Source organism: Caballeronia catudaia, from assembly GCF_001544755.2.
Classification (GTDB): domain Bacteria; phylum Pseudomonadota; class Gammaproteobacteria; order Burkholderiales; family Burkholderiaceae; genus Caballeronia; species Caballeronia catudaia.
This window is the reverse complement of the sequence record NZ_FCOF02000004.1, coordinates 46,495-66,602: the sequence shown is the minus strand read 5'-3', so window position 1 is coordinate 66,602 and position 20,108 is coordinate 46,495. Positions and strand designations below refer to the sequence as shown.

Annotated in this window: 14 protein-coding genes; 11 read left to right on the top strand and 3 right to left on the bottom strand. The window is 56.3% G+C overall.

Annotated features, from left to right (window positions below):
* Window positions 1–334 precede the first annotated feature (334 nt).
* The 11 genes from AWB75_RS05730 to AWB75_RS36925 all read left to right on the top strand — a co-directional run bounded on the left by AWB75_RS05730 (window position 335) and on the right by AWB75_RS36925 (window position 14,659).
* On the top strand, window positions 335–1,315 hold the full coding sequence (locus AWB75_RS05730) for a GlxA family transcriptional regulator (protein ID WP_061123118.1): 981 nt from the start codon (window positions 335–337) through the stop codon (window positions 1,313–1,315).
* A 70-nt stretch (window positions 1,316–1,385) separates the two neighbouring features.
* Window positions 1,386–2,267, top strand: a complete 882-nt coding sequence (locus tag AWB75_RS05725; RefSeq protein ID WP_061123117.1) for a polysaccharide deacetylase family protein — start codon at window positions 1,386–1,388, stop codon at window positions 2,265–2,267.
* Window positions 2,230–3,438, top strand: coding sequence for a glycosyltransferase family 9 protein (locus AWB75_RS05720; RefSeq protein ID WP_235011999.1), 1,209 nt, complete (start codon window positions 2,230–2,232; stop codon window positions 3,436–3,438). Before AWB75_RS05725 ends, AWB75_RS05720 begins: the two co-directional genes overlap by 38 nt.
* 21 nt (window positions 3,439–3,459) lie before the next feature.
* Window positions 3,460–4,047 carry a D-sedoheptulose 7-phosphate isomerase gene (gmhA, locus tag AWB75_RS05715; protein ID WP_087086492.1) on the top strand — a complete coding sequence of 196 codons (588 nt, stop codon included), beginning with the start codon at window positions 3,460–3,462 and terminating at the stop codon, window positions 4,045–4,047.
* Window positions 4,044–5,381 (top strand): bifunctional D-glycero-beta-D-manno-heptose-7-phosphate kinase/D-glycero-beta-D-manno-heptose 1-phosphate adenylyltransferase HldE, encoded by a 1,338-nt coding sequence (gene hldE, locus AWB75_RS05710; RefSeq protein ID WP_200822930.1) that lies wholly within the window; start codon window positions 4,044–4,046, stop codon window positions 5,379–5,381. The genes gmhA and hldE overlap by 4 nt, the downstream gene beginning before the upstream one ends.
* Before the next feature lie 1,524 nt (window positions 5,382–6,905).
* Complete coding sequence (locus tag AWB75_RS05705; RefSeq protein ID WP_061123114.1) at window positions 6,906–7,766, top strand: sugar transferase; 861 nt, start codon at window positions 6,906–6,908, stop codon at window positions 7,764–7,766.
* Window positions 7,767–7,918: 152 nt separating this feature from the next.
* Window positions 7,919–10,147, top strand: a complete 2,229-nt coding sequence (locus tag AWB75_RS05700; protein ID WP_061123113.1) for a GNVR domain-containing protein — start codon at window positions 7,919–7,921, stop codon at window positions 10,145–10,147.
* A gap of 49 nt (window positions 10,148–10,196) precedes the next feature.
* Complete coding sequence (locus AWB75_RS05695; RefSeq protein ID WP_061123112.1) at window positions 10,197–11,411, top strand: glycosyltransferase family 4 protein; 1,215 nt, start codon at window positions 10,197–10,199, stop codon at window positions 11,409–11,411.
* 63 nt (window positions 11,412–11,474) lie between these two features.
* Window positions 11,475–12,488 (top strand): glycosyltransferase family 4 protein, encoded by a 1,014-nt coding sequence (locus AWB75_RS05690; RefSeq protein WP_159462768.1) that lies wholly within the window; start codon window positions 11,475–11,477, stop codon window positions 12,486–12,488.
* Between the two features lie 183 nt (window positions 12,489–12,671).
* On the top strand, window positions 12,672–14,126 hold the full coding sequence (locus tag AWB75_RS05685) for an oligosaccharide flippase family protein (RefSeq protein WP_061123110.1): 1,455 nt from the start codon (window positions 12,672–12,674) through the stop codon (window positions 14,124–14,126).
* A gap of 86 nt (window positions 14,127–14,212) precedes the next feature.
* Window positions 14,213–14,659 carry a hypothetical protein gene (locus AWB75_RS36925; RefSeq protein ID WP_143746403.1) on the top strand — a complete coding sequence of 149 codons (447 nt, stop codon included), beginning with the start codon at window positions 14,213–14,215 and terminating at the stop codon, window positions 14,657–14,659.
* A gap of 272 nt (window positions 14,660–14,931) precedes the next feature.
* Here AWB75_RS36925 and AWB75_RS05680 read toward each other — a convergent pair whose 3' ends face one another.
* From AWB75_RS05680 to AWB75_RS05670, 3 genes are read right to left on the bottom strand one after another with little or no spacing between them, the layout of a single operon-like run.
* Entirely contained in the window at window positions 14,932–16,458 is a 1,527-nt protein-coding gene (locus tag AWB75_RS05680) for a right-handed parallel beta-helix repeat-containing protein (RefSeq protein WP_061123109.1), read from the bottom strand.
* A gap of 51 nt (window positions 16,459–16,509) precedes the next feature.
* A complete protein-coding gene (locus tag AWB75_RS05675; protein ID WP_061123108.1) occupies window positions 16,510–17,736 on the bottom strand; it encodes a hypothetical protein in 1,227 nt (408 codons plus the stop codon).
* 32 nt (window positions 17,737–17,768) lie between these two features.
* Window positions 17,769–20,000, bottom strand: a complete 2,232-nt coding sequence (locus tag AWB75_RS05670; protein WP_061123107.1) for a GNVR domain-containing protein — start codon at window positions 19,998–20,000, stop codon at window positions 17,769–17,771.
* Window positions 20,001–20,108 lie beyond the last annotated feature (108 nt).

Genomic DNA, 20,108 nt, shown 5'->3' with positions numbered 1-20,108 from the left:
GCAGTCCATGTCGTCGAACGGGTAAATATATTTGATGTCAACGCATTCCGTTTTCGTACGTTCGTTAGCACTGCAGTCAAACGTGAACGCTAGTGGGTCTGCTTTATATCGGTTCAACGGAGGAAGATAACCAGCCCTATCTGCCGATGAGATTGATCTGTCATGCAACACCTCAATCCGGCGGCGATGCAGTATCGGACTGTCCCTTTCGGACAGATTCCTGATCTATTCCGCCACGATGTAGTGATGGGCCGCATCCCCCTTGTCCGTTCGAAGGGACATGGGCTGATGGACACTTCCGCCATTAAGAAGAACCTAAGAGGAATTCACGGCTATGTCTCACGCTATCCCCTATTCCGATGCAGACTTAGGCAGTGAATTGGAAACGTTCGGCGGACCAGTAGTGAAGCATATTGGAATCGTCATATATGAAGGGTTTTCTCTTGTCGGGGTCGGCACGCTGATAGAAACACTACACATCGCAAACGAATTGCAAGAGACAACGAAAGGGCAGCGTCTATCCTATAGAGCCTCGATCATGTCGGCCCGCGGAGGAATAGTCGCCTGCTCGTCGTCCATCCGCATTTGCACAGAACGATTGGACGCACAACGATCGGACGCTTTCGAAGCGTTGTATATTGCTGGCGGACCCGGAGTGACTGACGCGTCGTCAGACGATGCGCTAATTGGATTGCTGAAAACGATCTGCTCCGAAAGCGCCGCCATAAGTGCGCTGGGCAGCGGGCATGCGCTCCTGACGGCCGCAGGTCTGTCATGCGAAACGTGTGCTGCGCTCGGACGCGATGTGTTCGCGCAGGATTGCCCCACTCGACCCAGGGACGAGCGCATCTATGCCTTGATGTATGCGCTGCGCCGGCTAAAGCGAGATCTCGGCTACGGTATCGCATCGTCGGCCGCCGAACGTCTTCTCGATAATCAACATCTCTCTATTATGTTGAGCGAGATAGGCACGCCGACCGCCGCTGAGAAAACGCAGGAATCCGCTCGCTGGTTGGAGCGCAATTGCGGCAAACCGGTTTCGGTAATCGACGCTGCGCACACTGCCGCGATGAGTGGGCGAAACTTCTCTCGCCATTTCAAGCGTCAGATGGGGCTTACGCCCTCACAGTACTTATTGAATGCGCGCCTGAAACTCAGTTGCGAACTACTGGCGAACAGCGAGCTTCCCATTGACAAGATCGCTCGACGAACCGGTCTTAGCAGTGGGGAGCGGCTATCGAAATTGTTCAGAAAGCAGTTCTCCATGTCGCCTACCGAATATCGCGCCCGGAAACGAGCGGGAAGCATAAGCTGACACGCATTATCGAGGGGCGGTTGCCGCGGTGCGGAACTACGCTAGCCTTTCACGACGGAACGAGAACAACATGATTGCTAAGAGAACCTTACAAAGAGTACTGGCGCGCGGCATTACGACGTTCAGGTTCGACCGCGCATTGCGGCAACTCCTATGGCGCGACCGCGTCGCGGTTCTTCTATATCACGATCCCAGACCCGACACGCTGGATGACCATCTGACATATTTGAAATCCTTTTGCGATTTTGTCCCGCTTAGTCAGGTGGCTTCGCCAGGAAATGGGCGGCCTCGGGCCGCGATCACACTCGATGACGGCGCAGTGGGGAACGCGGACTTGTTGCCGGTGTTCATCAAACATAATGTGCGTCCAACACTTTTTCTCTGCAGCCAATTCGTCGGTCGACCCACCATGCACTGGTGGCTTCATCCCGCCGCCAAACTAGCCGGCATCGAAAGACTCAAGCGACTGAGCAATGTCGAGCGCCTCGCCGAGCTTGGAAAATACGGGTATCAGCAGGCGCACGAGGGAGAAGGAACGGGCCTGACAACGGCGCAGATCGAGACGATGCGCCCGTTCGTTGATTTTCAGGCACATACGCGCTTTCATCCGATCTTGACCCGTTGCGACGATCGCGACTGCGAAGAGGAAATCTCGGTTGGCAAGTCGGAACTCGAATCCATGCTCGGCACCGAATGTGAACATTTTGCGTATCCGAATGGCAATTTCACCGAACGCGAAATCCGGTTCGTGAAAGCAGCCGGTTTCAAAACGGCGCGCACTTGCAATCTTGGATGGAACGATAGCCGCAGCGATCCGTATCGTCTCAAAACGATCGTCATAGACGACGATGCTGCCGTGTGGTGGTTTGCGGCGCAACTGACGGGCATTCCGGTGTTCCTGCGATACCTGCGCCATGCCCACAACTTTTCCGGAAATTCACCACAATTCTGATCAGGGATCGAGGGCTGGCGAGCGCGGTGCATTGCATTGCCATGCTGAAAACCCACTCGGGGGGGACATGAAAAGCGAGCGCGGGCAGGGCCTGTTGAAGAAGGTCGATCTCTTTCTGGGAGGAGCCTTTCTCTACGTATTGGGTGCGATATTTAAGAAAAGGAGCGTCCCGTCCGATTACTCTACGGTAGGGATTTTCGCGTTCGCCGCGATAGGCGATTCCATTCTATCGTCGTTTTTGATATCCGAGATAAGACGGCTTTCAAATGTCTCGAAGGTTGTCGTATTTGCTTCAAGAAGTAATGCCGGAATATACGAGTTGTTCAAGGGCTTCGATAGAATTGTCATCGTTCCAGTGACGAACCCCTTCATGGCGATTCGACGGGTGAGGGAGTTCGAGGTCGACATCCTGATCGATACCTCTCAATGGCCCAGAATATCGGCAATATTGGCTGCGCTCACGAGGTCGAAATTTACGATCGGGTTCAAGACGCGTTCGCAATTTCGTCACTATGCCTATGATGCTTGTGTCGAGCACGATAGTAATGTGCATGAAGTTGACAATTTCAGGAAACTGTTGCGCCCGTTGGGGGTTGAGTCGCGAGAATCTCCACGGATCACCAATGACGTTCAGGCAGCGGAGGCACCGCGTATTGCGAGCGAAAGGTATGTCGTCTTTCATCCGTGGGCGTCGGGTACCAACAGTGCCATGCGGGAATGGCCGCTCAATTATTGGTGCAACCTCGCTGGGACACTCATTGAGAAGGGTTATACGGTTGTGATCACCGGTGGCCCCGGTGACTCTGATCGCGCCGAGGACTTGCGAAGGCAGATTGGCGGTGGGCAGGTGATCAATGCCGCGGCGAAGTTCGGTTTCCTGGGGATTGCAGAGATTATAAATCGTGCGGCTTGCGTAGTCTGCGTGAACACCGGAATCATGCATCTATCCGCGATGCTGGACACCCCGATGATCAGTTTGCACGGCCCTACCAATCCCTTGCGATGGGGGCCTGTGTCGAAAGAGAGAGGTGTTCTTGCCGTATCGGAGAGAGAGGGGGGCATGTACCTGAACTTGGGGTTTGAGTATCCGAAGAAGCCGGAGTATCTGATGGACAAAATAAGCGTTGATGCAGTGGTCAATGCCTTGCGTCTCGAATACTCCATTATTTAACGGGTATTAGCGGGAGTCCAAATGTCAAGTATTTTTCTGGCAAATCTAGACGAGCACGCTGCGATGATCTCTAGGCTGGCGAGTCTGAACGAAGAGATCGGGGCAGCGATCGACATCATTGCCACTTCCATGCGCCATGACGGGAAGTTGATGCTGTGCGGAAACGGAGGTTCAGCGGCCGATAGCCAGCACTTGGCAGCCGAATTCACCGGACGGTTCATCAAGGATCGCCGACCGCTGCCTGCGCTGGCACTTTCCACGGACACCTCCGCGCTTACCTGCATCAGTAACGACTATTCCTTCGATGACGTCTTCAGCAGACAGATTGCTGCACTTGGACGCAAGGGCGATACCCTGATCGGTATTTCAACTTCTGGCAATTCAGCGAATGTATTGCGCGCGGTGGAATATGCAAAAGAAATGGGCATTCATACGATTGGTCTCCTCGGTCGTGAGGGCGGGAAGTTGGCGAAGCTCTGCGACATGAGCATTATTGTTCCGTCGTCCGTCACTGCACGTATTCAGGAAGCACACATCCTCATCGGTCACACGATTTGCGGTGCCGTGGAAGTGGCGCTCGGACTGGCGCACTCTGTGGAGCAGTCATGAACATGCCGCAGACAAGGGATCAGCCGCCACTGCTCACACTCCCCGATTTTTCGCAAGCTCACGTCCTGGTAGTCGGCGATGTCATGCTCGATCGATACTGGCACGGACCGGCGCTTCGCATTTCACCGGAAGCGCCTGTTCCCGTGGTCCATGTCCAAATGGACGAGACGAGGATCGGGGGCGCTGGCAACGTAGCATTGAACGCAGCCGTCCTCGGCGCACACACTCGTCTTCTGGGCCTTGCTGGGCAGGACGCTCAGGCCGATCAACTCGAAGAGATGCTGGAGGCCGGTGGCGTCGAATGTCTGTTGCAGCGCGTCGAGGGTAGTCGCACGATTACAAAGCTTCGCATTCTTTCTCGCCATCAACAGTTGATAAGAGCGGACTTCGAAGATCAGTTTCTGAATTGGAATTTCGCTGAGTTGAAGCTTGCCTTTGAGCGACAACTCAGCGACGTCAACGCGGTCGTTCTGTCGGACTATTCAAAGGGTGCATTGCGCCGGTCAGCGGATCTCATTTCCGCCGCTCGGGAGGCTGGAAAGGCTATTATCGTCGACCCAAAAGGGACGGATTTCAAGCGCTACCATGGCGCCACTGTCATTACGCCGAACCTGTCGGAATTCGAGGCGGTAGTCGGGCGTTGCGAGAACGAAGCCGATATTGAACGCAAGGGCGAGGCACTGCGCAACGCGCTTGACCTCGAGGCAGTGCTCGTTACGCGCAGCGAGAACGGAATGACATTGCTCGCTCGCGGCCTCGCTCCGCTGCATTTGCCGACGCGGGCGCGCGAAGTGTATGACGTGACGGGGGCTGGCGATACGGTCGTCGCCACGCTCAGCGCCGCACTGGGGGCCGGCGTAGCACTTCCCGAATGCGTCGCGCTCGCCAACATTGCGGCAGGTGTGGTCGTAACGAAATTGGGTACCGCCACGGCCAGTCCGATCGAGCTTCAGCAAGCGCTCAACCGTGAAGCAGCGTTCGCCGCCGGAGGCATTTTTGAAGAAGATAATCTGCTCAGTCAGGTAAGCGGCGCTCGAACAAGAGGCGAGCGTATCGTCATGACGAATGGATGTTTCGATATTCTTCTTCCTGACCACATCGATGCCCTGCAAAAAGCGCGGGCGTTAGGGGACAAGCTGATCGTAGCCGTCAATGACGACGCTTCCGTCCAACGTCTCAAAGGAGTGCGACGTCCGGTCCATCCTCTTTCGACGCGTATGCGCATGGTGTCGGCGTTATCGTGCGTCGACTGGGTGGTCCCGTTTTCCGAGGACTCGCCCGGTCGTCTGATTTCGCGGCTCACGCCGGACGTGTTGGTCATGGGACGGGACTAGGGCGCGTGCGATTAGCGTATGTTTCAGGGTCCGGTTTCGCTCGAATCACGGGCCCGTCACTCGCTTGAAAGAAGCTAGTGCCGCGCGCCAGGTAAGTGTTGTGCCAACAGTGTCTTGGGCCCGGACGGGACTTACTTTCCTGGTAAAAGCGTTCGGATACTTTCATCTCCACTCTAAATCACCGCCCGAGCGTGCCTATTAGGAGCATTGGCCCGCCGGTGGTCACCCTCGTCGAAGTCTCTCTCTGTTGATACATGCCAAGCCGCCGTCTTTCACGGCGCGTTGGGCCGGGCGGGTGCGGGCTTATAATCTACGCGCGTGGAATTCAGGCCGACCTCAGGAACACGGCGTTACGCTCTGCACGCTGCCCCCCTTCTTTGGGGTAACGGTAGCGGAAGGGTTCGAGCTAAAGTACGCCGGTTGAGGAGCCAGCCGCAATTGTCCCCTCCGCATACCCTATGCGACCACGATTCTGGCGGGCAAGAGCGACGCTACCGCTTCCGGATCAGACAAGATTCTTGGCATTCAATTAGAGAGATCTTTAATGAGCATTTTTACCCATCTCCTATGCTTCATATTGGGTGTGGTGTTGGGAGTTTTCGGGTGCGCGCTGTGCGTCGCGCGATCAAGAGCGCCTAGAGATCAGGACGATCAATAGAAGATCGGACGAAGTGAGACGCTCTTCGAAGGTCCGGTTCCGCACAAATCCGTTGAATGAAGTGGATGAGACAAAATGATGATTAGGGAAAATAGGTGGAATTCACACACGCTTGAATTCGAGGCGAAAGCTGGGCGGGTGATGTTGCCAGAAGGTGCACGCTATCAGTGACCCGTGCACGTCGTCCGCAGAAGCATGTTCGGCGTCCTCGGTAGATCATACTCTGTCAGCGACGTGCATTGAATGGTTGGCAGGATTGACCAAGGAGTTGGCGAGAATTTTATTTTCGATGAAGTATCCTAGGTGCAACAACGATAGCTCGCGTAGATACCCATTCGGAACGCATGACCGCGGATCGGTCCGGCTCGATTCATGGGTCATAGCCTGGTGAGCGCGATCGATCGTATCTCAACGTCGTTTCCGAGTGCTTTCTTGATTGAACCTGTTCAGCAGGTGGAGTTCGGCTTTTTGCCGCCGACACTCGGGTTTCGCGAGTGTCGGGTCGGAGCGACGGGCTAAGGCAGTCAAACTTGCGTGCGTGTCGAAGTTATTTCGAGAGTTAATCAGGACTACGATTATTCGAGATGACGCGCGCCATGATAGCCGGCCGTCAAACGACTGAAGGGATTCGTGGGCGATCTCGATGTCGATGCGCAACGCACCACCGTTTGAGGCATAGGTCATCGCTTCACAACGGAGACACTGACGCGCTCTGTCCGCGTCGTGACGACCGTCATCTTCGGGCGGGGGGCCGAGGCCTCAACGCTCAACGTCTTCCACGACGATGTCGTCGAACATGCCTCATTTCTGACTTGAATGCGCAAACGCAGTTGCAATTGTCAGGTGACTTTGAACCGGGGACAGCGATGGCCTTAGTCAGCAAAGTATGGCAACCAGTGTCAGACGAAAGCGAGTCGTTCGATGCCCTTCACGAAAGCCGTTTGGGCTCGAATCCTTTGGAATCGGCTGGCCGGAATTCAATTGGCTCCTCTATGAATGACCAGCCTGAACACACGGGCGATAAAGAAGCGATACCATCGGACGCCTCCCACCAGACGATAGCCTGGCAGATCCCCCACGAAAATTGTGCTTCCGGCACTGCGGGCGAAGGGGCCACGGTGAGCGACATCGCCAAACGGACCATAGACATCCTCGGTTCCTCGACCTTGCTGGTTGTTTTACTTCCGATTCTCATAGGAATCGGATTGATCGTATTGAGCGATGGAGGACACGCGATCTTTGGTCATCAACGCATCGGACGGGGCGGTCGAACCTTCAGGTGCCTGAAGTTTCGCTCGATGATCAACAATGCCGATGCAGTGCTGACGGACTTCCTTGCGAAAAACCCTCAAGCTCGCGAGGAATGGAATCGTGACTTCAAACTCAGAAACGATATCAGGATCACGCCCATCGGCCGGATTCTGCGTCGCACGAGTCTTGATGAGCTTCCGCAACTTTGGAACGTGCTTCGCGGCGACATGAGCTTGGTAGGTCCGCGACCCGTCGTCGACAAAGAACTGCCACGGTATGGCCAGGACGCACGTTACTACCTGATGGTGAAACCAGGCATGACAGGACTATGGCAGGTCAGCGGGCGGAACGATGTCGACTATGCGACCAGGGTCTCGCTTGATGTTTCCTATGTCAAAGAGCGATCCGTGTTGCTCGATGTATCCATTCTTTTACGTACCTTTAAAGTTGTCTTCGAAAAAGATGGGGCGTACTGAAGTATCACCGTTCGTCTCCAAACGACACAGAGCGGATGCGAAGCGCCGATATCCAGATATTCGACGTTGATGGACGATAAGAAGTCGAGTCGAATCATGCGGTTTTTTGCGACGTAGCTGATTGGATCAATGTTGCGCGCGATGGGGAAAGCATGAAAAAGGAAATCGACGTTATGAGTATAACTGGTGCGGGCGGAAGTCAGCCATCGCATATCGGCGTGCATCTCGACGCAATATTCGATAGCAAGAAGCTGATCGCTGTTGTGACCGGATCGGTACTGTTGATCGCGGCAGCGTACACGTTCCTGTCGACACCGGTCTACCGCGCCGATATTCTCATTCAATTTCAGAAACCTGATGGCACGAGCCGCCCCAAGAACATATTGAGCGACGTCTCGTCTATGTTCGACGTCAATGCGGATTCGCCGGGTGAGATGGAAGTGCTCGGCTCGCGGCTCGTCATTGCGCAGGCTGTGAACAAGCTCAAGCTGGGCATCGAGGCGACGCCGCGCTACTTCCCTGTAATCGGCCGGCAGATCGCAAGGCTTAGCGACACTATCTCCACGCCGGGTCCGCGCGGTTATGTCTGGGGGGCGGAGCACATCGAGGTTGGACTGTTCGATACGCCGTCGCAGTTCTACGGCCGGAAGTTCAAGCTCAAGAAGCTTGATAGCAGAATGTATGAAGTATCGTTCCGGGAGTTCAGATTTCGGGGGGTGATTGGACACACCACCGAGGCCAAAACACCGTTCGGACCGATCGAATTGCGTGTCGACGAGATCGATGCAAATCCGGGCGCGACCTTCGATCTCACGCGCAACTCGCCTGTGGCGACGATCGAGTCGTTGCGCAAGAAGCTGTCCATCAGCGACATAGGCAAGGAATCGAATGTCATCAAGGCATCGCTGGACGACGTCGATCCTATCAAGGCCGCGGCTATTCTGAACGCGGTTGCGAACACCTATATCGAGCAGGGTATCGAGCGAAAGTCGGAAGAAGCCGCACGCTCCATCAAATTCCTGGAGGCGCAACTTCCTGAATTGAAACAACGGGTCGAAGTGGCCGAGGCACGATTCAATGAATATCGTGCGAGCCACGGAACAGTGAACCTGGGCGAAGAAGCCGGAAGTCTGCTGAAACGCGCCGTCGAGACACAAAGAAGGCGCGTCGAGCTCGAACAGAAGCGCAATGACTTGCTTGCGCTCTACAGGAGCGACCATCCGGCCGTACGCTCAGTCGATTCGCAGTTGCAGGTGGCGCAGAAGGAGCTCGAATCGATTGCGAGTCAATCGCGCAGGCTGCCGCCGATGGAGCAAGACATTTTGCGGCTGCAGCGCGATGTCCAGGTCAATAGCAACTTGTACATGTCACTGCTGAATACTTATGAGCAGCTTCGCGTGGTCAAGGCAGGAAAGCTCGGTAACGCCCGGCTCGTCGATTCCGCCATGGTCCCCGACCAACCGTTCTGGCCCAGGCCGCTGCTCGTCATGGGCGTCGCACTGTTCCTTGGCCTGATATCCGGCGTTCTTGTTGCATTGACACGCAAACAGCTTTTCGACGCGGTCAACGAGCCGTCCGAGATCGAAGAGAATATCGGAGTGCCGGTGTACGCGACCGTTCCGTATAGCCCGCATGAGGCTCGCCTCACAAGAGCGATCCGCTCGCCGAAGTCCAAGGGCGGCCTGCTGGCGACCTCGCCGGTTATCGATCCCGCAATAGAAAGCATTCGCGGGTTCCGGACCGCGATGGTACGCGCGCTCACCGGAGCGCGAAATAACCTCGTGCTCATCACAGGACCGACGCCGGGCATTGGCAAATCGTTCGTAACATCGAATCTCGCTGCGATTCTGGGCGCTACGGGCAAGCGCGTCTTGCTGGTCGATGCCGACCTGCATCGAGGCGACCTCGGCCGGCATTTCGTTGTGAATCCAGGACCGGGCTTGTCCGACTTGCTAAACGGATCTTGTGTCCCCCGCGACATCATTCATCGTGATGTGTGCGCCGGTGTCGATTTTGTTTCCTCCGGCACGCGTTTTCCGAGTCCGAGCGATCTGTTCGCGCGCCCGAAGGCTCATGACCTCATCGAGCGACTGGGTGTCGGATATGACGTCGTGCTTCTCGATGCGGCGCCCATTCTTCCGACCGACGCAGCTTTGCAGTTGGCAAGTCTTGCCGCTACGACCTTCCTTGTGGCGCAACAGGGCGTGACAGGTGTCGGTGAATTACGTGAGTCTATCCGCCGACTCGAACGGATCGGTCTGTCTACGCAGGGCGTCGTCGTCAACGGTCTGAAGCTTCGGTCGGGACGCAGGAGCTACGGGTACGGCAGATATCGTTACTCCGCAGAGAGCTACGAACTGAAGATTACGAGGAAAGCCTGATGATGAGCGCTGTCCTGAGACGAGCGACTGAGACACGAGGGCGGACATCATGAAGATCGCGTTCGTTAGCGGACTTTATCCGCCCGCAATTACTGGTGGAGCGGAGATCGTGTTGCAAACGCTCGCGGAGGGCATTCGGAATCGTGGCCATGAGGTGCTGGTGCTCACCACGAAGGAGAAAGGCGACATCGAGCGGGATCTGGTGAACGACGTTCCGGTTATCCGAGTGCCGATCAAGAACATTTATTGGCATGGGACTAAAGACACGCGCGAACCGTGGAAGAAAGCTATCTGGCATGCAATGGATTCGGTGAACCTGCGAATGCTTTCGATTGCGAAAGACATATTGAAGGACGAGCGTCCAGACGCGGTGAACGTGCATGCCATAGAGGGCTGGTCTGCGGTGGTGCTGACAATCAGCAAGTCGCTTGGCATTCCGACGGTGCAGGTGCTGCACAGCGCGAACTTCATGTGCCCCAACTCCAACATGTTCCGCAACGGTCATAGCTGCGCAACTCAGTGCATGAGTTGCAAGGTTTTCCGTGTCGCGCACAAGTCCATGTCGAACAATGCCGATGCGGTTGTTGGCGTCAGCCAGTTCGTACTCGACCGGCATCTCGCTGCGGGCTATTTTGCCCGGGCGAAGCATCGCGTAGCCATTCACAACGCGCGGGATCTTCGCCTGATCGACATCGAGCCGTTTCAAAGGCAGGCGAAGGCAAATCGGAAGTTCGTATTCGGCTACATCGGCCACCTCAGTCCAGCCAAGGGCATCGCTTTTTTGATCGATGAATTCCTGTCGATGAACGATCCGGGCTCGGAACTTTGGATTGCGGGAACCGGGCAAGCCCGATACGAGACGGAGCTCAAGCGTCGCTATTCGAGCCCGCAAATACGATTTCTGGGTTATCAGAAGCAAGCCGATTTCTTTCCGCAAATCGACGTTCTGGTCGTGCCGAGCCTGTGCGAAGAGGCACTCGGCATGGTCGTGCCAGAAGCGTTTGCATTTGGCTTGCCCGTCATTGCCGCGAGACGAGGTGGAATTCCGGAAATGATCGAGGACGGAAAGAATGGGCGCATCTTCGAGCCGAACAATCAGGGCGAGCTGGGTACGATCATGGCCCGTTTCCGTCGCGGGCAAGAGGACCTTGAATGCATGGGACGCGCCGCCAAAGCGTCGGCGCCTGCTTTTCTGAACATAGAGAGCTGGGTCGATAAGTACATCCGTCTCAATACGGACGTAGTCGCGGCGCGAGGCGGGTGATCCGGGAGAGATTCGTCTTCGGTCCGGCGCAAACGGTCGGTCTAATGAATGCTAGGAGCAGCCATGGAAGGAGTGATCTTTGACGGCCGATGGAAAGGCATGCACGGAATCGGCCGATTCGCAACCGAAGTGTCGAACTCCCTGCGGCTCACTCAAGCCGAGCTCCACGGCAATCCAGCTTCTCCGTTCGACTGGCTGTATCTCAGCGTGAAGCTGGCTCCGAAAACCGGGACCATCTTTTTTTCTCCGGGATATAGCTATCCTTTGTTCTACCGCGGACGGGGTGTGCTGGTAGTGCATGACCTTATTCACGTGGATGTGCCGAGTTCGTTCTGGCTTCTGAAGAAGATCTATTGCGAAGTGATTCTAAGGAGGGTTTGCCGCCGCGCCAGCGCGGTGCTTACCGTCTCCGAGTTCTCGAAGCAAAGACTGGCGACATTCACAGGCGTCAGCCCAACAAAGATAAGAGTCGTGGGCAATGGCGTGTCGGACGCGTTCACGCAAGACGGCCCACGCTTCGCGCTGGAAGGCGACGATACCTATTTCCTCGGCATATCGAACGGAAAGGGGCACAAGAACAACAAAAAGACGATCCAGGCGTTCGTTGACGCGTGCCTCGGCGATCGGGTCAAGTTGCTGTTCGTCGGTGTTCCTTCCGCAGAGATCCTGTCGTATCTGGAGGTTCTTGGGGCGAGGGACCGGGTCAAGTTCATGGGCCGGCTATCGGAGGAAGAGCTCGCGGCGCTGTATCGGGGAGCGCAAGCCTTGCTGTTCCCTTCGCTGTATGAGGGTTTCGGGCTGCCGATCGTCGAAAGCATGGCATGCGGGACGCCGGTCATAACATCGAATTGCACAGCGATGCCGGAAATTGCGCGAGATGTCGCGATCATGGTCGATCCACTGTCCGCGCCGCAAATCGCGCAGGCCATCCGGCGCGTCTCGGGAAACACGGAGCTACGCCGTGTGATGGGTGAAAAGGGCATTGCCCGTGCGCGGGACTTCAAGTGGGAAGATGTTGCGAGGAAGATCGAGGCCGTGCTCATGGAACTGGATGAACGGTCGGACCTCACGCGGTAGCGGCGCGCCGAAAGGAGCAGGGCACGCCGCCCTTGCCCCGCGCCTGATTAGCGGGGAAGAGGGTGCGAGATCTACATTGCGGAATTGGGTTTGAGGCCATCCTCGCGAAACTTATACATGGCGAATGCCGGAGACATGCGTTTGAACCGGCGGGGACAACAATAGAAAAGCCGAACTTACGCCATGGAAAAAGTCATCGTCAAAAACATCGTCATCAATTTCGCCGGACTCATCGCGCCGGCGTTCGTCTCGCTCGCAACGGTACCTGCCTATATCCATACGCTAGGGCTCGAGCGATATGGAATCGTCGCCCTCGTATGGATTCTGATCGATTACTTCGGCATTCTGGGCTTCACGATGAGCGTGGCGGCACAAAACCGCATTTCCAAAGCGTATTCGACGGGCGATTCGCGCGCCTGCGCGGAAGTCTTCTGGAGCGTGACCTGGGTGAACCTTGCGACCGGAGCATTGATCGGCATCGCGGTATATGCGGCCGGATTCCTCTATACGTCCTGCTGCACCAATGTAGACACCGGGTTGAGACACGAAATAGAGAGCGGGCTTCCCTGGCTCGCACTGTCGGTTCCAATCGCGAATGTAAGTTGTGCTTTCGGCGCGGCCCTGACCGGCGCCGAGCGATTCGGCGCATTCAACACGACGCAGACGATCGGCACGATCTTGTTTCAGGTGATTCCGCTCAGTGTCGCCTTCGTCATAAGTCCGACGTTGCAGAACGTGCTGGTCGCCGCGATTGCCATGCGGCTGATAACCGCTGGGCAACTCGCGTGGCAGTCTTCGCGCGTGTTGAACATCGCTGGCGTTATGGGACCGCGGCGCGAGGTGATAAAGGGATTGTTCGGTTTCGGAGGATGGATGTTTGTCGCCACCGTAACGTCGATGATTTCCGAGTCCATCGATCGCTTGCTGATCGGGTCCGCCCTTGGCGCACGGCTCGTCGCCGTCTACTCGGTGCCGAAGAACCTCGTTACACGCCTTAACATCGTGGCGATGGCGCTTGAGCGCGTGCTGTTTCCCCGGCTGTCGGCGGTCGATCGCGAGGCCGCGGGCGTGCTCATGCAGGAGTCGAGCCAATTTCTCGGCGCAGTCTATACGCCGATTGTGATGGCCGCGATGCTTGCCGTTGGGCCATTCCTGCAGATCTGGGTAGGACACGATATAGCTGCGGTCGCGACGCCGTTCGCGCGGGTATTGATCTTCACCATGTGGATCGCCGGACAGGCGGACATCTGGCGCGTACTCGTCCAATCTCACGTCAGCGCGGCACGGGCAGCGCAGGCCTGCGTCCTGCAGCTTTCGGTCTATGTGGCCATTCTCTGGGTTGCCATTCAACAATTCGGACTGATGGGCGCGGCCGTGGCGAACGTCTTGAGAGTTTCGCTCGATTTCGTGGTTCTTTTGCGATTGGCGCGCGTTCCTTTATGGTCGTCGCTACGAGGAATGTTCGCCCATGCCGCCTTCCTGCTCGTTTGCCTGTGGCTGACCAGTTCTTTCGAGAGTCATTTGCTTACGTTCGCCGCCGGCGCGCTGCTGATTCTCGCGGACCTCGCCTGGTCTCTGGTCACGTCTCCCGCGTTGAGACACATGGGGCGATCCCTTTTGCTCCGGCTGAATTTCTGAAGATGTACCGCACGGTGTCGTCAGTTGGTTCTCGGCATGGCCTCGCCAGCAATACGATAAGGTAGACTAACGAATTGGAGAATGCCGTGGAACCCGTATTCTCAGACAATTTCGAATGCTTCCATTGTCATACTATTTTTCGCGACGGAGTGTACGAAATTGTTCACGAGCGATGTCGTTTGCACTTCGAGGAACGCGTGCCTTATGTCGAGAATCAAGACTTGCGTGGCATTGAATGCTACTGTTCTCGCGCGTGTCTGGAAGCTCGTCTGGACGGGGTGATGATCCGCGAGAAAATACCGGTTACCCGTCCGGGTCCGGACCGGGTCGCGAATTGTGCCGTTTGTCGGTTGCCTGTGGACAGGACGAATTTTCACCGGGCCTATCTGGCCACGCTTTCCGAACCGGTTGATGACATTACCTGGGATACGGTCCAAATGGAGTATCTCGCGATAATTTGTGAGGACTGCAATCGTTTAGTGGCGGGCGAATTAAGTGAAGACGATTCGCCGACGAGTTCGCCAATTGCATAGCACGAGTGTGGAACCCTCAATCATGATCGCGAGCCCCGACATATCGCGCGCGCCGTCTTGCCGCCGCATCGCTTGAGCTGGAAATCATCGAGGTTCAATCAGGCTCGGCGAGGACATCGTGCGTCTGGACGATTGTTACGGCCGCATGTGATTTTTGAGCGCGGGCTGGGGTGCCGGGCAGTGCCGCCAGCTAGGAGATTTCCACGTCTTACTTTACATAACATAAATTAGCAAAATTTCTGTAATCCCTTACTGACCTTCACGACGTGCTGTCATTTGCCCACGAACGCATTACTGTAATCGATCGCCGCCGCGCCGGAATCGTACAGATCACGTTTGAACACGTATGCACCACAGTTAAGGCACGAGTTTCCTGCGATGACCGGGTTCGCGGTGATCGCCGTGTCCGTGTAATAGAACAGCGCATAGTTGGTGGTTTTCGCGACGTCATAGGCGAACGTGTTGTTCACGAATGCGCCGCCATCCGGATTCTTCCATTCTCCCTGATGAACCTCGGCTCCCGACAAGCCGTGCAGATAATTGCCCTTGATGATGGCGCCCCGCGCGCGGTAGAAAGTGAAGAGTCTGTCGTCGCTCGTGAGATTGTTGTCGACGATCTGAAAGCCCGTCTGCACGCCAGCGCCTTGATCGTGCGCCCACAGCGCCGTACGCCCCGTCGCGTAGACCGTGTTCTTGCTGAACACGATGCCCGTTTGACCGTTGGTCGAACTTGCCAGCATGATGCCGCCAGCTTCTGTGCTCGTCTCTTTCATCGTCTGTGCTGCGCCCGCGAGATAAGTGGCCGTGCGATAAGCCACATTGTTCGAGAACACCACGTTGCGCGGAATGCGGCCAGATCCCGTGCCATTGGCGAAGTAACTCATCTCACCGAACTGAGCGCTGCGTACGGTATTACCCGCGAGAAGCACATCGACGCCCCCTTCGGCGTCGAGTCCGACATCTCCGCTATTAGAAATAACGTTACCGGTGACAGTCAAAGCTTCACTATCGGTTTCGAAATAGCCGCCCTCCGAAGTCGTATCGATTACGTTGTCGGTGTATTGGCCGTGAGTGACCTGCCACACTTCCATACCATGTTGCGTGTCAAAGATATAGTTGTTATAGACGTACTGATAGCTCGAGAACGTTTGCAGAATGCCCTGTGCGCTGCTCCCGCAGTTCCAGATATGATTACCGCCGATAAAGTTATTTGCGAATTGCCAGATGGCTATGCCACAGCCCTTATAGCCGCCCGCGTCGATCTGCAGGTTGAATACACCGGCATTGTCGCCGTTGATCAGCACAATTTGACCCTGATCGGCGCTCCCCCATGGCACATACAGTGGAACATCCGCCAATAGTCGAATGATCGTGCTGGCCGGCCCGTCGCCCGTGATAAACGTATTGGCCGGCACCAGCAGATAGGACGAGATCTTATATGTGCCGGCCATCAGGCGGACCTTGCCGCCTGTGGCAAAGCAATTGTTGAGCGCTGCAGTCGCGTCGGTCGCGCCGGTATTATCAGCCGCGAAATCGGCATGGCATTCGACGCTCGAGCCGAATTTCTCCGAGACCTTCGCCGCGATCGCGTTTGCCGCAGCCGTTTGATAGCCGACAAGGCCGACGCCAGAAGCCGACGGGACCCGTTCGTCGTCTTGCTGCGAGGGTGCCACGTCTTGCACCGCCAATATCTGCGCGACTGGCTTCGCGCTGTTGCGGGGCACGGCGGTGCGGTCGGCGGTGAGGCTATTGCTGCACGCGAGCGCCGCGACCGGGAACCAATGCCATAACCTTTTCATAAACGCATTGACTCATTCGCCGGCGCAATAGGCTCCGCAGGTGTAGATAGTTCACCCATACCTGGCTCCTCCGGAGTTCTCAGCTACTCTATCCTGCAGTTTCTCGAGCATAAAAAGACAGAGAAACAGCATGAATATGAAATTGATGGGAAATACGGCCGGAAACGGAAGATTCAACGACGCCACGACGACGTAAATCGAAAACAGCAGTGTGCTCCAGACAAGGCGCCTGAATCTTTGGGAACTTGCTTTCCGGCTGAGAACGTACAGACGCCACACGAACGCACAAAACATGAACAACAGAGACACTGTCCATATCAAACCATAGTTGCTGAATGAGCCCACCCACCAGGACTCTGACGACGAGTAACCATCGCCCCCCAAAACCCATACAGAAGGGTCTGCCAGGTTGTCCACCGTAAAGGAAGAGAAATGATCGTCAGAACTGGCCTGCTTCGACGTAAGGACAGCATCCAGACCGCGGGTACCCAGTCTGGAACCTTCGAACAGAAATGGAAAGATCAAAGGAAGGCAAGCCATCGCCACAATGATCAACGACGTCTTAAAATAATTAACGAGTCCCCACACGATAAACAAGAGAACCAGAAAGCCGATAGCAGTCAAAGATTGCGTAAAGATGATCGATAATATCACTCCGAGCAGGCAGAGGCGATTTACCATCGTTCGTGGTGAACAATACGCATACCCCAGCAGAAGAAACAATAGCGCTCCAAAACCATTCGGGTCGTCCAGAAAACTGCCGAACCTGACGGATAGTGAATCTGAATAGGCCAGAGCAGGTAGTCGCCCGACCGAAAAAAATAGCACCACCTGTATGACATCGACAATCAGTGAGGCATATAACGTAAAAGTCATGAAGGCATCGACTGACTTCAAATCCACCCTGCGCACCGACACTGAAATAAAAAGAGCGACCATCGCAATGATAGAAAAGGTCAGGTGCTTGGGGTCTTTATCGAACATGAAGTGAATCAGAGGATAAACGGATATCGCAAGGTATAGCGCGACAAAGCCCAATTTACGCCGGGAAACGTAGAATCCGCCTGCTACGAGCGCCATCACGACGCATGCCATGACAAGAATCAGATATTTGCCCGCCTGCAATAGCGGCGGCGTGTCCGTGTAAGTTGGGCTAGTGCCGCTGGCATTGATCTGAAACGGATAGCGGTACGAAGAATACAGAAGAGCAACGACCACGGTTGCCCAGAAAATAAACTTCACTATTCTCGGTCTCGCCGTGGCCGAATGCGTTGCCATGTGATTGTCCGGAAAAATGAGAGAAGAAGTGCTTATCGCGCTATTTCAGCCCCGCGCCGCTTGTAAACGTAGCTCGAATAACGGTAACGTCCGTAATCGTGGCTGTAGCGGCCGGGCCGCAGCCTCATCCCGTTGACGATGACGCCACGGACCGTAACGCCAAGTTTTCTGAACTGCCGTATCGACTCGCGCAGTTCGCCGAGCCCCGTAATGCCTTGTCGCGCAACGAGCAGTGTCGTACCCGACAGACATGCCAGCTGCGATGCGTCGGCGGCGGGAAGGATCGGCGGCGCATCCATGAGAATCACGTCGTACGCTACGCAGAGCTGGCCAAGCAGCGCTTGCAGGTTGGGGTGCGAGAGCACATCGCTTGGACTCGAAACCAGACGCCCGACCGGAAGAAAATCGACGCCCGGCATGGTCGTCGACCGGATCACCTCGCTGCGCCCGAGAGCTCCGTTTATCAGGTCGGAAAGCCCCGGACTGCAATCGCCACCGATATGGCGATGAAGAAACCCTCCTCGCATATCGGCATCGACGAGCAGCACGCGCTTGCCCGACGCACCGATGACTACGGCGAGGTTCAGCGCGATGAAGGTTTTGCCGACGCCTCGCGTCGGGCCGGTAATGAGCACTACCCGGTTGCGCGCTTCGAGCATCGCAACCTCCAACGCCGTGCGTAAGCCGCGCAGGCTCTCTATCGCGTGATCGCCTTTGGATTCATTCGCCAGAATCGAGCGGTGTATTCCCGAGCTACGGCGGATGTGCCCGAGCTTTTCCTCTCGTCGACTGTACGGGACGCTCGCGTAGACCGGCAGTCCGGTGCGCAACTCGACCTCGTGCGGATCGTCGATCGCGTCGAACAGGAGCACGCGCGTCAACGATGTCACGATGCCAAGAAAGAGGCCCAGCATTAACGACGCAGCAATAACGCGCAGGGGTTTGGGCCAGACCGGCTCTTCGGGCACCGCCGCGGTATCGATGATACGAACATTACCCGCCTTTCCCGCCTTCACCAGCCTGAGCTGTTCGAGCGTGTTGCGCAATGTGGTGTAGAGCTCGGTGCCCACCGTCACGTCGCGTTGAAGGCGAATGACGTTCTGCTCCAGTGGAGGCCGCATGCGCGTCGCATCGCCGACTTCATCCGCTTCGCGCCGCGCAACCTGTAGCTGCGCATCGATGGAACGTACCGCAGGATGATCTTCGGTGACATTGGCCAGCAACTCACCGCGTTTCTGTTCGAGCTCCACGAGCCTCGTCTGCGCCAAGACCGAACGCTGGAGCAGGTTCGTTGCTTCCTCACCGAGATCGACGGTGCCGTGAGTCGCACGATAGCTATTGAAGCGGCTTTCCGAACTCTCCAATTGCTGCTTCAGCTCCGGCAACTGGAGCTGAAGAAATCCGATCGAGCGCTCGGCTTCCTCGGATTTACGTCGCATGTTCTGGCTGACATACTCCGCGCCGATGGCCCCCAGCACTGCACTGATCTTTTGGGGATCGGGGCCCATCAACGAAACGCTGATAACGTTCGACGCCTTCCCCTCTTCCGCGATCGCCAGGTTCTTGCGCAGCTTTTCCGTGGTGGCGAGAGGCGAAGAGCGCCGTAGGTCGAAGGTCGCGCCATCCTTCGCGTCAACGCTATCGACGACCAAGGTGACTGGACCGTAGATCGTCGTTGCTTGCAATACTTCGCCCGCTATCCCGTGCAATTTGATGTCGCCATAGCGCAATTCATAGTTACGCCCCTGCTCTTTCGTCAGCACAAATCGACGGCCGTACAACTGCCGCGGCACATCGAACCGCGAGACATCGATTCGTTCCGTGCCCGAAACATAGCCGTAGGGACCCGGTGTAGACAGGCCATCCGCATGCTGTGCGAGCCAGCGTCCGATGACCGGGAAGTAACGCGGCGACGCCTCGATGAACAGATGCATCGAGTCCACCACGTGCCCCACCACCGAGCGCGAGCCGATCACCTGGGCCTCGCCCGATGCGGCGGTCTTGGTATCGAACATAGCGGACGCATCGCCCAAAACGTTGTTCGCCGTCTCGCCATTGGCGCTCTGTTCAATTTGCACGAGTATGTCCGCGCGGTAGATCCGCTGCGCCAGAATCGCATATGCGGCGCCAAGGGCGAGCACGATCGTGATAACCACCGCGATCATTTTCCGGTTGTCATAGATTATGTCGAGATAGTTTGCGAAATTCGATGGCGGATCTTCATCGGGATAGCCGTAATCGAGCGATGTTCCGTCTCGGTGCATGCCTGTTCTCCAAGTGATCCCTGCCGCCACGATGCGTGAGATGTTGGCCGGTCCATGAGCGGCCGATTCGGATGCCGCGCGCTCGATGCTGGAAGGCGGGCCTTCGAC

Coding starts and splice junctions, on each gene's coding strand:
- AWB75_RS05685 (WP_061123110.1), top strand. CDS start 12,672: ATGGAAAAAGTCATCGTCAAAAACATCGTCATCAATTTCGCCGGACTC.
- gmhA (WP_087086492.1), top strand. CDS start 3,460: ATGTCAAGTATTTTTCTGGCAAATCTAGACGAGCACGCTGCGATGATC.
- AWB75_RS05670 (WP_061123107.1), bottom strand. CDS start 20,000: ATGCACCGAGACGGAACATCGCTCGATTACGGCTATCCCGATGAAGAT.
- AWB75_RS05675 (WP_061123108.1), bottom strand. CDS start 17,736: ATGGCAACGCATTCGGCCACGGCGAGACCGAGAATAGTGAAGTTTATT.
- AWB75_RS05725 (WP_061123117.1), top strand. CDS start 1,386: ATGATTGCTAAGAGAACCTTACAAAGAGTACTGGCGCGCGGCATTACG.
- hldE (WP_200822930.1), top strand. CDS start 4,044: ATGAACATGCCGCAGACAAGGGATCAGCCGCCACTGCTCACACTCCCC.
- AWB75_RS05720 (WP_235011999.1), top strand. CDS start 2,230: ATGCCCACAACTTTTCCGGAAATTCACCACAATTCTGATCAGGGATCG.
- AWB75_RS05695 (WP_061123112.1), top strand. CDS start 10,197: ATGAAGATCGCGTTCGTTAGCGGACTTTATCCGCCCGCAATTACTGGT.
- AWB75_RS05680 (WP_061123109.1), bottom strand. CDS start 16,458: ATGAAAAGGTTATGGCATTGGTTCCCGGTCGCGGCGCTCGCGTGCAGC.
- AWB75_RS05690 (WP_159462768.1), top strand. CDS start 11,475: ATGGAAGGAGTGATCTTTGACGGCCGATGGAAAGGCATGCACGGAATC.
- AWB75_RS05705 (WP_061123114.1), top strand. CDS start 6,906: ATGGCCTTAGTCAGCAAAGTATGGCAACCAGTGTCAGACGAAAGCGAG.
- AWB75_RS05700 (WP_061123113.1), top strand. CDS start 7,919: ATGAAAAAGGAAATCGACGTTATGAGTATAACTGGTGCGGGCGGAAGT.
- AWB75_RS05730 (WP_061123118.1), top strand. CDS start 335: ATGTCTCACGCTATCCCCTATTCCGATGCAGACTTAGGCAGTGAATTG.